The sequence below is a fragment of the Pseudoalteromonas sp. SWYJZ98 genome, assembly GCF_015864495.1.
Taxonomy (GTDB): domain Bacteria; phylum Pseudomonadota; class Gammaproteobacteria; order Enterobacterales; family Alteromonadaceae; genus Pseudoalteromonas; species Pseudoalteromonas distincta.
This window is the reverse complement of record NZ_JADYXA010000021.1, coordinates 1-13,918: the sequence shown is the minus strand read 5'-3', so window position 1 is coordinate 13,918 and position 13,918 is coordinate 1. Positions and strand designations below refer to the sequence as shown.

The following is a 13,918-nucleotide window of genomic DNA, read 5'->3' as shown; positions in this document are numbered from 1 at the left end:
AATTAAAGGTACAACATACACTTATAGCTAGCGCTGTCAGCCTCTATTTCAGGCAATGTATTATGTTGCGTTGTTTTTGCACTTTGTTTGCACATTTAACAAATATTATACATTCAACTTCATTACCGGATATTTCTGATGAGAAAACTTAACGCACCAATTTTAGCACCGCTTGCTGTTTGTATACTTGCACTGAGTTTAGCTGCCTGTAACGGTAGCGATACTCAAAGTAGCGTCGTAACTGAAACAACCACCGATGAGGGAACTACAACAGATACTTCAACCGATTTTGTTGTAGAAGTTGACCCTTTTAACTTTGAAAGCGATGCACTCATTTCATCTATTACCACTCAAACATGTACGCTAAGTAATGGCGATGAAGCATCATGCTACAAAATTGATATTGCCGGTGCACCTTCAAATTACGAGATTGGTGTATTCTGCCCTCAAAATATCACCTCAACAGCAGACGAAGCCGGTATTTGGTTTGATGGCACCGGTGAGGTTTACGATATAACTGGTGACTTTATTTTAAATCTTCCTACATTATATAACGATAGTCATTGGCAGCTATACGACGAAGGTACAGGCCTTGTAAATGTAACAGACACACAAGAATCGTGTGATGGCGCTGCACGTCCAAACGTAGAAGAACAATACCAAAACCACTGCGTAGAATGCTCTATTGATTATGTTGATGGCGGTATATCAGAATCATTTTTAATACCAATAACGCCCGTTGCAACCACTCAAAACAGCAGTATTGGTAACGCTAATGTAGGTGTTGCTCTCAATGGTGTTGTACTTGCTGCACCAGCCCCTGTTGAGGCTATTTTAGGCGCATACACTATTGCAGCCTTTGATGATTGCGCTGGCCATATTAACTTAGTAGCAGGTTATCACTATCACGGTGAAGCAGGCTGTAGCCAAACACAAATTCAATCAGACGGTCATGCCGCCATGATGGGTTATGCACTCGATGGATTTGGTATATTTGGCATGCTTAACGAAGATGGATTAGAACCCACTGATTTAGACGAATGTAGAGGCCACACCGACGATACACGCGGTTACCACTACCATGCAGCCGACGTATCTGAAAACATGTTTATTGGTTGCTTTAAAGGTGCTACCGCAAGATAACGCACATTTTGGCCAAATAATTAACTGAGATACTAATGAAAATATTTAACGTAATAAAAGCACTAACCACTGGCTTATTACTTGCTGCCTCATGCTCTACGCTAAGTCATGCAGGCCACGGCTCAAATGCGCCTTGGGAAGCATGTGAAGCAAAAGCCATTAATGAAGATTGCAGCTACACAAGCCATGATAAAAAAGCGACAGGCACATGCCAAGCAATGAACAAAGTACTTATGTGCGTTCGAAATAAACCACTTGAAACATTAATAGACAAAGCAACCCAACCAGCAAGTGACCAAAAGCAATCTGTAAAATCACTCGCTAAACGATAAAGTAACAGCTACACGCCAAAGCCTTAACGCTGTTTGTTAAGGCTTTTTTAATCGCAAATCATTAGAAAGCATACCCTTTATCTGTTAAGTTAGCTTTGTGTATCAAATAATAAAAATAAAATTCCAAAAATGGAATTACACAAGCAAGGTACTAACGTGAGCGCCACATTTAAAATTGTTTTTAATGGTCAGTTATATCAAAATACTGACATTACCTCTGCCCAAGAAAAACTTAGCCAACTTCTTAATATTCCTCATAATATTGTTATTCAGTTATTTGATGGAAAAGCTTACGCTTTAAAAAAAGACTTATCGAGTATTGATGCTGTTAAAACAGAATCCTCACTAAAAAAGCTAGGTTTGATTACTAATGTAGAACCTCAACCCTCTACTGTAACCTCTAAGTCTCAAAATAATCAAATAGCACTCACTGAGCACAGTAAAAATACAGATAAACACATTAGTGAAAGCACTAGCGGCAAAAATATCTCAATACAAAATGAACGCCTAGATACAGGTGAAGCCCCAAATACAGCTGCAGCTATTAAGCAAAGTTATAATAAATATAAATTACTGCGTAACACTTTAAAAAGCGCATTGTACTTTTGCTATTGCGCACTTTGTATTATTACCATAATAGGCGTAGTGATCAGTGTTAATGCACTTAAAAATAACTTTGGCACCCTAAATAACACAACAACAAATAACTTAAGTTACCAAAACTATAAACAATATTTGATTGATCAAAATAGCCTAAATAAACCAACACAAAAAGTAACAAACGATCAAACAGTTAACCTTACACAACAAAAAAGTAATGAGTACTTTAGTCGCTTTTCATCGCTGATAAATAGCTACGCGCAAAGTACAGGACAAGCTGATATAAAAACGATGGGGGGCGATAAATTACAACAGCACCTGCAAGAAATAGATGACCTAGGCCCTAAAAATAAATTTTGGCAGCAACTGGTACAACTTTCAAAAGGCTTAGATAACGATAAACATGCAATAGGGATGCTAAACAATACTGATCCCGGCAAAGTACAATGGATAAACGCGGTAGATTGGATCAGCCAAAGCTATATTAGGCAATATCAAAACTCGCAAACTACAAACAACTCCCCTGTCACTACCTACGAGCCAAGTAACCCCATACTTAACCTAACGTTATTAATAAGTATGCTGTCGTTATTCAGCCTGCTTGTGATTGCAATAAAAATGAAGCTACGCGCAATAAGACATTCTTAAACTTTATTTTATAAATTCCATAAAAAAACCCGCAAATTTGGATTAACAAATTTGCGGGTTTCTTATGGTTTTCGAATAACGAATTCAAAAACCTTTATTGGTGGAGCTGGGGGGATTTGAACCCCCGTCCGAAAAGCCTCGACCGTCGGTACTACATGTTTAGTATTGTCATTTAATTAACCTTTAAGTCCCGGACAAACACGGTAAATAAAGGCGAGGCCGCTTAGTTTTAACGCTTCAACCCCGGCCAGGGTTTCCGTCGCGATCAGGTGTTAGGGTGACACTCCAAAATCCAGTCCACAAGAATACATGGAAGGAGCGCTAGCCAGCCTAAGCTGCTAGAGAGTAGTTATCGTCGTTTGCGATTACTTTAGGTTGCGGCTGTTTAACGAGGCAAACCGCACCTCGACATGCACCTTGGGCTTCTTGAATTCCGTCGAATCCTAATCAGCCCCTGAATTAGTAACTCAATTCAGAGCGTGCAAACAGTATAACTGAGTAAAGTACTGATACTCAAGGCCTAGTAACGCTTTATTTTAATTGCGTGCACTAACCGAGCATTAAGTAACCAAAATTTAGTTTATGCAAGCCCATCTAAACATTTGCTTAACAATGTGTTTAACCTGTGTTCAAATAAGGAGTTAAGGTTTTTGTCATTTCTAAACCTGTCATTTCTAAACCTTTAGTTGTAAAAAAAAATAATAACAGGCATAGAGTAGGGAATTAATAAATGTCGGTTTTTTCATTAGATCAAAATACAGGGTTTGTCTCTTTAGTTAGTCACCCTATTGATAGTGGCTTTCCTGTTACAAGTACTCAGTTAACGCAAATGCTCGAACAATCTGAGTTTAGTGAGTACGAAGCTGTCATTGCCAATATTGGAAAGCTTTTTGCGCCAACTAAAAACTATCAGGAAGTATCACTTGTCGTTGCTAAAGCGGTAGATGCGTCGCTTGTCATTAATATTGATGAAAAAAACATGGTCGCAGAAGCAACATTAACTACCGCTAAAGGTGGTGCGCTTTTGTCTATGGAAGGTGCACAAAAAGCGCTTGCTAATGCAGGTGTTAAAAAAGGAATAAGCCCACGCGCGCTGATACCTTTTTAGGCCAGCAATTTGAAAAACCAGCAGGAAGCTCTTATAGCGCCATAATTGCACATGGGCGTAATCCTAAAAAAGGCAGCGATGCTAAATTTGTGCGTTTATGCTCAACAGCCCAAGACCGTGTGCTTAGCCCACAAGCTAAAGAAGGCGGTAAGGTTGATATGAAAAATCTTGGCGCTATTATCACCGTAAAACCTGGTACTCCCTTAATGCAGCGTATTGCCGCTACCCCTGGAGAAGATGGTTATACGGTATTTGGCGATTCAATTAGTGCAAAACCAGGTACAGATCACCAACTCCAGCCTTTCGAAGGTACAAAAGTAGATCCTAATAATCCTAATATGCTTATTGCCGACTGCAAAGGTGTGCCCGTTGCCCTACCCCGAGGTATGCGTGTAGATGACGTTTTATGCTTTGATAATGTAGATGTAAGTACAGGCCACGTTGATTTTGATGGTAGCGTAATTATTACTGGCGATATTAAAGACGGCATGCGTGTAAAAGCCAATGGTGATATTACGGTACTGGGTTTTGTAGAATCAGGAGCTGTTGAAAGTAAAAGTGCGGTAACCATTATGCTTGGCGCAATTGGTAGAAAACGTGAAGGCGAGGAAGCATTTACATGCTCTATAACCGCTCAACGAACTATTTCTATTGGTTATGCTCAGTACTGCAATATTAAATCAGAACAAGATTTATTTATTGAACGCCAAGCTCTACATTGTGATTTAAGCGCTAGGCGATTAATACGTGTAGGCAAAGCAAATGATCCGCGAGGTAAAATTATTGGCGGTAATATTTTAGATGCTATGCGCATTGAAACGGGTGAGCTAGGCGCGCCAGCCGGTACTAAAACACGCGTATTTTTAGCACAACTCTGGTTTGAGCTTCGCCAAAAGCAAACACAAATAACCGATTTTGAAAAAGTACTTGCGACTAAAGTAACCGCTTTACAACAGGCTCGTGAAAAAGCGAGTAAAATTGCGGGGGCTGCTCAGCGTCAGCAATTCATGAATAAGATAACTGAAAATGAAAAGCATATAAAAATACGCTCTGCGCATATTCATCGTCAAAAACTACTTATTAAGCAAAAAATAGTGCAATTACTTGCCAGTAGTCGTTTAAAAGTAAATGAATTAATGCACCCTGGTGTGGAGCTTAAAATAGCGAAAGATTCTAAACAATTTTCGCGTATTTACCCGCCCCACCTAGTTAAGTTAACTGAGGGTAAAATTACTCAGACGTTTTAGTTTCTTCGTTATTTTGTGTCTCAGTTTCAACTTCGGCATTAGCGTCGCAATCGTCGGTTGGCGCTAATGGCCAACCACCTAATTGCTGCCAGCGATTTACTATTAAACAATAAAGCTCAGCTGTACGTTCTGTGTCGTAAAGCGCTGAGTGTGCTTGGCTGTTATCAAACTCTATACCAGCCGCTCTACATGCTTTTGCTAATACAGTCTGCCCTAACGCTAAACCCGCTAAAGATGTTGTATCAAAGCTTACAAATGGATGAAATGGCGTACGCTTAATGTTATTACGCTCTATTGCTGCATTTAAAAAGCCATGATCGAATGCGGCATTATGCGCCACAATAACTGAGCGTTGGCACCCAGCGGCCTTTTGCGCTTTGCGTACTACTTTACATATTTCTTTAATTACTTCGTCTTCAGGTACTGCGCCACGTAATGGTGAAAACGGGTCTATACCGTTAAAGTCGATGGCTGCTTGTTCAATATTAGCGCCTTCGAATGGCTGAACATGAAAATGAACAGTATGATCTATGCTGAGCAGTCCTTCGTCATCCATTTTTAAAACAGAAGCTGCTATTTCTAACAAGGCATCTGTCTCTTTGTTAAAACCTGCAGTTTCAACATCAATAACAACAGGAAAAAATCCACGAAAGCGTTTTGCGAAAGGTGTTTGCTCAGTATTTGCCATAGTCTTCTTTGTTTATACGTGTAAGCTGACTATTATGTCAAAATTGATGCCCCCTAGGCTAGGGGATTTAAGTATTTATTGCTTTAAAATTGTAGGCACATAACTTGCTTTAACTTATAAGTTAGTTACGTAGAGAACAAACTAATCATTGCAGTCGTTAATTTGCCAAATTATTGGCATTCCCGGATAGCTGGAGAGCACCATGAAGTATAAGTTGTTATTTATTAGCCTTAGTATAAGTGCAGTGCTTTGCAGTACTCACTCGCAAGCTGCTATGCGCCAATACACAGCAACCCAAGACAACTCCAACTGGGAAGTCGTTAAAACAACGCGCTTACAATGCCAATTAAATCATGAAGTTCCTTATTATGGGGAAGCTATTTTTAAAGCTTCAGCAAGTAAAAATAAAAACTTAACGTTTAATTTAGATATGGTTGTACGCCCAGATAATTACGCAATTGCTGGTTTAAAAGCCGTGCCACCGTCTTGGCGAGCAGGCTTACCGGCCCGTGATATTGCAAATATGAAATTACTTAAAAAGTTTGATGGTGAGCTGGGTAATAAAACCGCATGGGAGATGCTTAGCGAGCTTGAAAAAGGCTACTACCCTACTTTTTATTATCAAGACTGGCAAAACAGTGCCGATAAAATTGCCGTTGGTATATCGAGTGTAAACTTTAAACAAGCTTACTGGGCTTTTTTACAATGCCGTGATGAGCTACTCCCTTACAGCTTTGAAGATATTTCGTTTACTGTAATGAACTATCAATCTAACAGCAGTAAATTAACTAAATCGTCGCAACAACGCCTTGATAAAATTGCTGAGTATTTAAAAAATGATGCAAGCATAGAGTCCATTAGTATTGACTCATACACCGATAGTTATGGCGGCCGCTGGAATAACTTAGATTTATCGCGCAAGCGCGCCAAAACTATAAAAGATTATATGGTGAGCTTGGGTGTCGATGAAGCAAAAGTACAAACCACCGGTTTAGGCGAAAAACGCTTTGTTGATAATAACGATAACATTTTAGGCCGAGACAAAAACCGTCGTTTAATTATTCAAATAGAGAAAATGTAGTAAAACTAATTTGCGCTTACTCTCTTTCGCTTTAAAAACTTATCAACAAATTGAAAAAATGCAGTAAAACTAATTTGCGCTTACTCTCTTTCGCTTTAAAAATTTATCACCAAATTGAAAAATGTAGTAAAACTAATTTGAGCTTACTCTCTTTCGCTTTAAAAATTTATCACCAAATTGGAAAAAGCCTAGGCTAATTAAAATAATAACCGCACCAATTATTAGCTCCTGGCTTAATGGCTCATTGTTTAGCCAAGCTCCTAAGCCTAACGCAAAGCTAGGAGTTATGAGCGTAGTAAGTGATACCGTACTCGCATTTAGGTTTTGCAGTACATGAAAATACGCCAAAGCCCCAACTAAAGATCCAAACACACCTAGATAACCAATTGCCCACAATGATTTTGCACTCCAGTTCTGTATATGCAACTGACCATCTAATAACCACCAAGCAATAAAAAAGAGTGGGGTTACAAAAACTAAGGCACCAAATGTTGTCGCCATAGGATGAATCGCAATCTGTACACGCTTAATCATCACACCACTTAAGCTAAAAAAGCAGACAGCCATAAACACATAAAGTAACCCGAGCCCTTGAGTTTGCGAGTTTTGTACTTGGTTATAACTAACAAAATATAAGCCGATTAAGGCGCACGCTAACGCCACTAATTTAATCGGGCTAAATTTAGGTTCATTTAATAACTTCTGAGCAAGCAACCCCGACAAGATAGGTGCAAGGCCAAACATAAGCGAAATAATACCCGAAGGGACTGTTTTAGCTGCCATATAGCTCAGTAACATACCGCCAAAAATACCTATACTCGAATAAAAATAAAGTAAGCACGCATTTTTGCTCCAAGGTACTCTAATGTTTGTTATGGCAACAATTAAACCACCTAAAAACAACCCCACCAGCATACGCATTAATACAGCAAGCGTTGGCGATACTGTTTCACTGCTCCACACAATCCCCAGAGGTGTAGTAGACCAAATGAGAACCATAAAAAAATACGATACTTTTACCGGCACATGCCAATCCTTAGCGTTTTATAACGCAATCCAACGTACATAAAATTATACCCTCACCACCCTATTTTAATACTTTTAAATGCATACAAGTCCTTAATAAATACAGTTGTAAATTGTAGGTTACATTTTAATACCGTTCTTTTATTACAAAACTATTTGAGATTTGAGTAACTAGTTATATCGTGCATGTATATTAATAATAATTAAGGTAATTAAGTGCTTAAAAATAAAACAACTGGAAGCATGTTAATTGTTGCAGGCACAACTATTGGTGCAGGTATGTTGGCATTGCCAATTGCATCTGCCGGGCTTGGGTTTAGTACCGCGCTTGCATTGATAATTGCTAGCTGGTTACTAATGACCTACACCGCACTACTCATGCTAGAGCTACATCAATATGCACCACGCGATGCAACGTTAAATACGTTGGCTAAATTATGGCTTGGAAAGCGCGGACAATACATTGCGAATTTTTCGATGGTTTTTTTATTTTACGCTTTATGCGCTGCTTATATTGCAGGTGGTGGTGCACAACTTCAAGCGCGTATAAATATAGGCTTTGATGTAAATATAGCCCCACAGTTTGGCTCTGTGATCCTCGCTGTTATTATTGCAAGTGTGGTAACGCTGGGCACTAGCAAGGTAGATAAACTAAACAGAGTGTTATTTACTATAAAAATTATTGTATTAGCTAGTTTGTTTTACATGCTAACCCCTTATGTACAAGGTAAGCACTTATTAGAAATGCCTGTAGAGCAAGGGTTAATCCTTTCGGCTATACCGGTTATATTTACTTCGTTTGGCTTTCATGGCTCTATTCCTTCTATTGTTAAATATGTTGGTGTAGAAATAAAAGTACTGCGCAAAGTAATGATTGCTGGAGCCGCCCTGCCTTTAGTCATTTATATTTTTTGGCAACTACTTAGCCAAGGTATTATGAGCCAAGCTGACTTACTCAACAGCCAAGGCCTTAGTGGCTTTGTATCAAGCGTGGCAAGTATTGCGCATAACCCAAGTGTAGCAACGGCCGTTAAGTTATTTGCTGATTTAGCACTTGCGACATCATTTTTAGGGGTGAGTTTAGGGTTATTTGATTTTTTTGCTGATACATTTAAAAAAGGTGACAATAAAACGGACCGAATTAAAACGGCCTTAATTACGTTTATTCCGCCGCTTGGCTTTGCATTATTTTATCCTCAAGGCTTTATTATGGCTTTAGGTTACGCTGCAATAGCACTTGTCGTACTTGCAATATTTTTGCCTGTAGCAATGGTTTATAAACAGCGTACAACATCAAGTAAAACAGGCTATAAAGTTAAAAGTGGGAATGTTGGGCTTGGCATAGCAGCTATATGTGGCATAACGATTATTGCTGCGCAGTTTATGCAAATGGCGGGGCTAATCCCTGCTATCGGTTAAATCTTTTTGTTTTAATTTAGATAATAAAAAAACCGCACATCATTAGATGTGCGGTTTTTTTATATTAACTGCGTTTATTTACAAACGTCAGCTACAGCATTTGAAAAGTATTCAATATTTGACTGGCTAACACCTGCAACATTTACACGGCTAGAACCAACAATGTAAATACCATATTCTTTTTGTAGGCGAGCAATTTGCTCTTTATTAATACCTAAGAAAGAAAACATACCGTTTTGGCGTTCAATAAATGAGAAGTCTTGCGCAATATCTTTAGTTGCTAAGCTTTCCTTAATTAAGCTACGTAAGCCATTTATGCGGCTACGCATTTCATCAAGCTCAGAGTGCCATAATTGTGTAAGCTCTGTACTGCTTAAAATAGTATTAACAATATCAGCACCATGCGCTGGCGGCATTGAGTAAATACTACGTACAACGCTTAGCATTACAGAGTTTGAAATATCTGCTGTTGCGCTATCTTTTGCAATTAGTGAACATGCACCAATACGCTCGCGGTATAAGCCAAAGTTTTTAGAACATGAAGAACAAATAATTAGCTCTTCTACTGCATCAGCTAAAATACGTAAGCCACGTGCATCTTCTTCAAGTGAAGCACCAAAGCCTTGGTATGCAATATCAACAAGTGGTGTAAAGCCAACTTCTTTTGCAAGTTCGGCAACTGTGTTCCACTGTGTTTCGTTTAAGTCCATACCGCTTGGGTTATGACAACATGCATGCACTAAAACCACATCACCTTTAGGCACTTGTTTAAGTGTATTGATCATTTCATCAAACAGTAAGTCTTTATTTTCGTAATCGTAATACGGGTATTCTTTTACTGTTAAGCCTGCAGCTTCAAACAAGCTAATATGGTTTGCCCATGTTGGGTTAGTTACCCATACTGTTGCATCTGCATTGCAACGCTTAATAAATTCAGCTGCAACGCGAAGTGCGCCCGTACCACCTGGCGCTTGCGCAGTACGTACGCGATTTGCTAGCAATGCTTGATGTTCGCCTAGTAGTAACTGCTCCATCTTTTGGCAGTAATCTAAGTTACCCGCTAAACCAATGTAAGATTTGCTCATTTCGTTTTCAAGACGAAACGCTTCAGCTTTTTTAACCGCTTTAAGAACCGGTGTATTGCCTTGCTCATCTTTGTAGACACCTACACCTAAATCAATTTTATTAGGGTTTGTATCTTGTTTATAGGCCGCCATAAGGCCAAGAATAGGATCTGTTGGTAATGGTTTTAATACTGAGAACATTGGCTATCTCTTATCGTTATTTAGGGGTTAGCTGTTAAGCTAAGCTTAACATAAAAGCACATCATGTTGACTAGCGTTATTTACACTAGAAAGTGAGGAATTTTAATACAACATGCAATTAAAACGGCAAGCGTCTTTTCATCAAAAAAATCATTTTTAAAGGCTTCAGCATCTACAATACCAACACATTCATTTTGTGTATTAAATAAAGGTAAGCAGGTTTCTGATTTAACTTTAGGATCGCATGTGTAGTATTCACCACCTTGTGATAAATACGCTTCAACGTTATTAATAATACGGCCCTTGTGAGATAGCGCAACCTGCACGTTATTACTACCTGCCGCAAATGCTTGCGTTAAAGGGAACAACGGACGACTAGGCGCACCATGATAAGCTAATTTTAATAGTTGCTTACCTTCACTAGTATTAGTTGATTGATAAATACCATACCAATCAACACTTGTTTGTTGCTCAATGTAGCTCACAATACTTCGTAAATTAGCTAGCTTGAACTGTGTTTGCTCATCATTTTTAAGATAATCAGTTAATTTGAATGGCTCATCTTGTAGGTAACCAAATAAACTACACGCACCGCCCTCGCCAAGCTCAGGTATTTGATACTCCCAACATACATCAGGCAAAGTTGTGTTTGCTAAATGTAGCTCAAGCTTTTCAAGCTCTGTTGAAATCAAAGCTGGATTAGCACTTAGTTGTGCTTGTTTTAGGTAAGAAGAAATCATTTGGCCATCCATACATCTAAAGTTTCGAGAATAATAGCATGGATATTTTTGCAGAGCTAGCTCAACTTGTAGCACATTTCAACTTGGTTACCGCTGGCGTTATAAGTTACTTTTTCGGCTATTTCTTCTAATAAAGACACCCCTCTACCAAATTCATTATTAACCTTTGCCAGCTCATCGTGCTTACTACTAAACCCTCGGCCTGAATCACAAATAATGAAATATAAACTGAGCGTATCAGGGCAATAGCGCATATCAATAATAATCATAGCATCTGTAAGTTTAGCAAGAGCTGCCTCTCTTAATTCGTAATATCGAAAAAAACCGTCTTCTTGTTTTTTAATCTCTGAGTCTAGCCCTAGTACACCATGATCAAGCGCATTGTTATACGCCTCAGACAACAGTAAAAATATATTAGAGCGGTGAGCATTTAACCCCTCAACACTGCTTAAAATATTAACAACGTCGTAAACGGGGTCTGTTTTTTTTATTTGTTCTGAGTTTAAACTCAAAGATAAATTAAACGCTAAAGTAGAGAATGCTTCTCGCTCTTGCTCCTCAGGAACTAAAGGCAGACAGTTTAGTAAAACAATACTTAAATCATCTTGCTGTTTAGTGCCATCAGCAAACTTAGTAACGTCAGCCACTATATCTTCGCTACTAATCATCGATTTACTTTTTAAGGTTTGTAAAAAACGCTCTTCCCCAAAAAATGTATCTTCTTTGTTTGCTGTTTCTATAATACCGTCGGTTGCTAGTACTAGGCGTGTATTACTATTTGTTTCAAAGTGAATAACTTCATATTCAAACTCTTGGTCGTCTAAAATCCCCAGCGCCATATGTTGCGACTCTAATGTTTGTTTTACATTACCGTCTTTATCTATTAGATACGCATCTGGCAGGCCGCCCATCCATGCAGAAATACTTTTACCGGATGCACTAAGCTCTATAATGGTTGCAGCACAAAACATGTGTCCAGGCAGGAGGTTGTAAAGCAGTGTATTTAGTTCACAGGCAATGTCATTAATCGCCATGCCTTTTTGTACCATAGTATAAAAAACACGAGAGATAGGTAATGCCCCAATAGCTGCCGCTAAACCGTGCCCGGTAAAGTCTCCCAACATGCAATACAGATTGCCTATTGGACTTTGTGCCACTAAAAACATATCGCCGTTAAACATAGACGCCGGCGATAAATTAAAATCGAGGTACTCTTTAAACTTGCCTTGATTCTCTAATGAGTTATTAAAAATATGCTCAATTATTTCGTGTTCACGTTCAATTTGATTGTGATGATATTCAAGCAGCTTTTTTTGTTGATTTGATTTTTTACTCAACTCTCTGGTGCGGCTATGTGCTTTAATTTTTGCGTACAAAATAACTTTTTCAAATGGTTTATGAATAAAGTCATCGCCACCTACCGCAAGGCAGCGCTCAAAACTTGCTTGATCGTCTAAGGAAGTTATAAAAATAATCGGTAAGTAAACTTCACTATACTGCTGTTTTATCTTTTCAGCGGTTTTAAAACCATCCATTACGGGCATTAAAACATCAAGTAGAACAATGTCTATTTGCTCTCTTTTAAGTACATTAAGTGCATCTAGCCCATTGTAAGCCAATGAGATTTTATAACCTTCCTGCTCAAGCATTTTACTTAGTAAAATGCGATTGAGCGCCTGATCATCAACAATCAACACATGTATCATTAGCTAATATCAAACTTTTTATCAAAACGTGAAATTTGTAGGATTTTTCTAAGCTGAGGTTGGCAATTACTTATTTCGATGGTTTGCACTTGGCTATCAATGGTTTTTTTCATATTAAGTAACATGCCAAGTGCTGAACTATCCATATAATCAGTCTCTCTTAAATCGATAATTACCTTTACTGTTTCTTCGCTCATTTGAGCATAGGCTTGGCGAAAAGATTGCACTAAATTAAAATCAAACTTACCTTTAATTTGTATTGTTAATGTAGTGCCATCGACAGATTCATTCTTAGTTAAACTCATAGTAAACTCCAATAATATTTCCTTTGAACTAAATATAACCTGTTAAAAGTATTTAGCAAAAAGAAAAACACACAACTTCAAATTTGCTATCATTTACACCAGTATTTAATTCATTTTTATCCACAAAGGTAAGGTATGAGTGATAGTCACTTAGTATATTCAACTAGTACGGGTCGCATTGACCAGCCTAAACCAGAAAAAGAGTTACACGCTAAACTTTTTAAAGATGGTTTTATTCGCATTGAGCGTCAAACAAAAGGACGTAAAGGCAAAGGAGTTATGCTAGTTGTTGGCATTGATCCAAAAGATCACGATTTAAAAAAGTTAGCTAAAACTATAAAAAGCAAAATGGGCCAAGGCGGCGCAGTAAAAGAAGGCATTATTGAAGTACAAGGTGATGACCGAGATAAACTAAAAGGCATTTTAGAAGCTTTAAAATTTAAAGTTAAAATTGCGGGTGGTTAACCCGCAATTTTATTAACTAATTACTTGAGGGCGTTCAGAATTCTGTGTCAGCCTAAATTGCTAAATATCTAGCACACCATCTAATCTACCTTCGAAGTGGATGGCCAATTGCGACAATGTCAGATTCCAGTTATGGATTGGCATT

General features: G+C 38.3%; 12 protein-coding genes, 1 other RNA gene and 1 pseudogene. 7 read left to right on the top strand and 7 right to left on the bottom strand.

Features of this window, described 5'->3' with window-relative positions:
* Positions 1-138: 138 nt before the first annotated feature.
* The 3 genes from I6F10_RS12705 (at position 139) to I6F10_RS12695 (ending at position 2,723) form a co-directional block, all read left to right on the top strand.
* A complete protein-coding gene (locus tag I6F10_RS12705) occupies positions 139-1,143 on the top strand; it encodes a YHYH protein (RefSeq protein ID WP_165743639.1) in 1,005 nt (334 codons plus the stop codon).
* Positions 1,144-1,178: 35 nt separating this feature from the next.
* Entirely contained in the window at positions 1,179-1,475 is a 297-nt protein-coding gene (locus I6F10_RS12700) for a hypothetical protein (protein WP_165743637.1), read from the top strand.
* A 156-nt stretch (positions 1,476-1,631) separates the two neighbouring features.
* A complete protein-coding gene (locus tag I6F10_RS12695) occupies positions 1,632-2,723 on the top strand; it encodes a hypothetical protein (RefSeq protein ID WP_331461830.1) in 1,092 nt (363 codons plus the stop codon).
* Positions 2,724-2,821: 98 nt separating this feature from the next.
* On the opposite strand, the gene ssrA is transcribed toward I6F10_RS12695, so the two are convergent.
* Positions 2,822-3,178, bottom strand: a transfer-messenger RNA (tmRNA) gene (gene ssrA / locus I6F10_RS12690).
* Between the two features lie 275 nt (positions 3,179-3,453).
* Between ssrA and I6F10_RS12685 the strand changes: the two are divergent.
* A pseudogene (locus tag I6F10_RS12685) lies at positions 3,454-5,078 on the top strand (DUF342 domain-containing protein).
* Here I6F10_RS12685 and rnt read toward each other — a convergent pair.
* Entirely contained in the window at positions 5,062-5,766 is a 705-nt protein-coding gene (gene rnt, locus I6F10_RS12680; RefSeq protein WP_165744211.1) for a ribonuclease T, read from the bottom strand. The pseudogene I6F10_RS12685 and the gene rnt overlap by 17 nt on opposite strands.
* Positions 5,767-5,968: 202 nt before the next feature.
* Between rnt and I6F10_RS12675 the strand changes: the two genes are divergently transcribed.
* Positions 5,969-6,847 (top strand): flagellar protein MotY, encoded by an 879-nt coding sequence (locus I6F10_RS12675; RefSeq protein WP_024595663.1) that lies wholly within the window; start codon positions 5,969-5,971, stop codon positions 6,845-6,847.
* A gap of 132 nt (positions 6,848-6,979) precedes the next feature.
* On the opposite strand, the gene I6F10_RS12670 is transcribed toward I6F10_RS12675, so the two are convergent.
* A complete protein-coding gene (locus I6F10_RS12670; RefSeq protein WP_165744210.1) occupies positions 6,980-7,873 on the bottom strand; it encodes a DMT family transporter in 894 nt (297 codons plus the stop codon).
* 216 nt (positions 7,874-8,089) lie between these two features.
* Between I6F10_RS12670 and I6F10_RS12665 the strand changes: the two genes are divergently transcribed.
* Positions 8,090-9,292: an aromatic amino acid transport family protein gene (locus I6F10_RS12665; RefSeq protein ID WP_007581988.1), complete on the top strand. Its 1,203-nt coding sequence runs from the start codon at positions 8,090-8,092 to the stop codon at positions 9,290-9,292.
* 74 nt (positions 9,293-9,366) lie between these two features.
* Here I6F10_RS12665 and I6F10_RS12660 read toward each other — a convergent pair whose 3' ends face one another.
* From I6F10_RS12660 to I6F10_RS12645, 4 genes are all read right to left on the bottom strand, one after another.
* Entirely contained in the window at positions 9,367-10,557 is a 1,191-nt protein-coding gene (locus I6F10_RS12660) for an amino acid aminotransferase (RefSeq protein WP_002962951.1), read from the bottom strand.
* 80 nt (positions 10,558-10,637) lie between these two features.
* Positions 10,638-11,297 (bottom strand): GAF domain-containing protein, encoded by a 660-nt coding sequence (locus I6F10_RS12655; protein ID WP_165744209.1) that lies wholly within the window; start codon positions 11,295-11,297, stop codon positions 10,638-10,640.
* Between the two features lie 56 nt (positions 11,298-11,353).
* On the bottom strand, positions 11,354-13,003 hold the full coding sequence (locus I6F10_RS12650; protein WP_165744208.1) for a SpoIIE family protein phosphatase: 1,650 nt from the start codon (positions 13,001-13,003) through the stop codon (positions 11,354-11,356).
* A complete protein-coding gene (locus tag I6F10_RS12645; RefSeq protein WP_165744207.1) occupies positions 13,003-13,308 on the bottom strand; it encodes an STAS domain-containing protein in 306 nt (101 codons plus the stop codon). Before I6F10_RS12645 ends, I6F10_RS12650 begins: the two co-directional genes overlap by 1 nt.
* 135 nt (positions 13,309-13,443) lie before the next feature.
* Between I6F10_RS12645 and I6F10_RS12640 the strand changes: the two genes are divergently transcribed.
* The gene (locus I6F10_RS12640; protein WP_002962947.1) at positions 13,444-13,773 is read left to right on the top strand and encodes a translation initiation factor; all 330 of its coding nucleotides are present in this window, start codon (positions 13,444-13,446) and stop codon (positions 13,771-13,773) included.
* The last annotated feature ends 145 nt before the right edge of the window (positions 13,774-13,918 follow it).

Excerpts from the sequence above, each read along its gene's own strand:
- I6F10_RS12705 (WP_165743639.1), top strand. The coding sequence starts at position 139 with ATGAGAAAACTTAACGCACCAATTTTAGCACCGCTTGCTGTTTGTATA.
- I6F10_RS12700 (WP_165743637.1), top strand. The coding sequence starts at position 1,179 with ATGAAAATATTTAACGTAATAAAAGCACTAACCACTGGCTTATTACTT.
- rnt (WP_165744211.1), bottom strand. The coding sequence starts at position 5,766 with ATGGCAAATACTGAGCAAACACCTTTCGCAAAACGCTTTCGTGGATTT.
- I6F10_RS12675 (WP_024595663.1), top strand. The coding sequence starts at position 5,969 with ATGAAGTATAAGTTGTTATTTATTAGCCTTAGTATAAGTGCAGTGCTT.
- I6F10_RS12660 (WP_002962951.1), bottom strand. The coding sequence starts at position 10,557 with ATGTTCTCAGTATTAAAACCATTACCAACAGATCCTATTCTTGGCCTT.
- I6F10_RS12655 (WP_165744209.1), bottom strand. The coding sequence starts at position 11,297 with ATGATTTCTTCTTACCTAAAACAAGCACAACTAAGTGCTAATCCAGCT.
- I6F10_RS12650 (WP_165744208.1), bottom strand. The coding sequence starts at position 13,003 with ATGATACATGTGTTGATTGTTGATGATCAGGCGCTCAATCGCATTTTA.
- I6F10_RS12645 (WP_165744207.1), bottom strand. The coding sequence starts at position 13,308 with ATGAGTTTAACTAAGAATGAATCTGTCGATGGCACTACATTAACAATA.
- I6F10_RS12640 (WP_002962947.1), top strand. The coding sequence starts at position 13,444 with ATGAGTGATAGTCACTTAGTATATTCAACTAGTACGGGTCGCATTGAC.